The sequence below is a fragment of the Pseudomonas sp. 05N432 genome (assembly GCF_056396945.1).
This window is the reverse complement of record NZ_JBFTMM010000053.1, coordinates 1-1,072: the sequence shown is the minus strand read 5'-3', so window position 1 is coordinate 1,072 and position 1,072 is coordinate 1. Positions and strand designations below refer to the sequence as shown.

Annotated in this window: 1 protein-coding gene; it reads left to right on the top strand. The window is 63.3% G+C overall.

The window, feature by feature from the left end; translation table 11 throughout:
* Window positions 1-1,072: Ig-like domain-containing protein (locus AC1DHT_RS29150; RefSeq protein WP_477761588.1), on the top strand; the 1,072-nt coding region annotated here is incomplete at both ends.

Genomic DNA, 1,072 nt, shown 5'->3' with positions numbered 1-1,072 from the left:
CGGCCAGCGTGGTCGGCAACCAGCTGGTGTTCAATCCGGGGAGCGACTTCGATCATCTGGCGCAAGGCGTGGTCGAGCACGTGACGCTCAGTTACCAGATGCAGGATGAACACKGGGCACTCTCGAGTTCCACGGTGGACGTGACCATCACCGGCACCAACGACGCACCGGTGGCGGTGGCCGATACGGCCGCCGGCACGGAAAACCAGACCCTGACGATCGACGTGCTGGCCAACGACACCGACGTCGACGACGGCCATGCATTCACCTTGGTCAGCGCCAGCGCACCGGCAAACCAGGGCGGTGCCAGCGTGGTTGGCAACCAGTTGCAGTTCAATCCGGGGGCTGATTTCGACCACCTGGCACAGGGCGTGGTCGAGCACGTGACGCTCASTTACCAGATGCAGGACGAACACGGCGCGCTTTCGAGTTCCACGGTGGACGTGACCATCACCGGCACCAACGACGCGCCGGTGGCGGTGGCCGATACGGCCGCCGGTACGGAAAACCAGACCCTGACCATCAACGTGCTGACCAACGACACCGATGCTGACGACGGCCACCTGTTCACGCTGAACTCGGCTAGCGCGCCGGCAAACAAAGGCAGTGCCAGCGTGGTCGGCAACCAGCTGGTGTTCAATCCGGGGAGCGACTTCGATCATCTGGCGCAAGGGGTGGTCGAACACGTGACGCTCAGTTATCAGATGCAGGACGAACACGGCGCGCTTTCGAGTTCCACGGTGGACGTGACCATTACCGGCACCAACGACGCACCGGTGGCGGTGGCCGATACAGCCGCCGGCACGGAAAACCAGACCCTGACCATCAACGTGCTGGCCAACGATACCGATGTCGACGACGGTCACCTGTTCACGCTGAACTCGGCCAGCGCGCCGGCAAACAAGGGCACGGCCAGCGTGGTCGGCAACCAGCTCGTCTTCAATCCGGGAGCCGACTTTGATCATCTGGCACAGGGCGTGGTCGAGCACGTGACGCTCACTTACCAGATGCAGGATGAACACGGCGCGCTCTCGAGCTCCACGGTGGACGTGACCATCACCGGCACCAACGA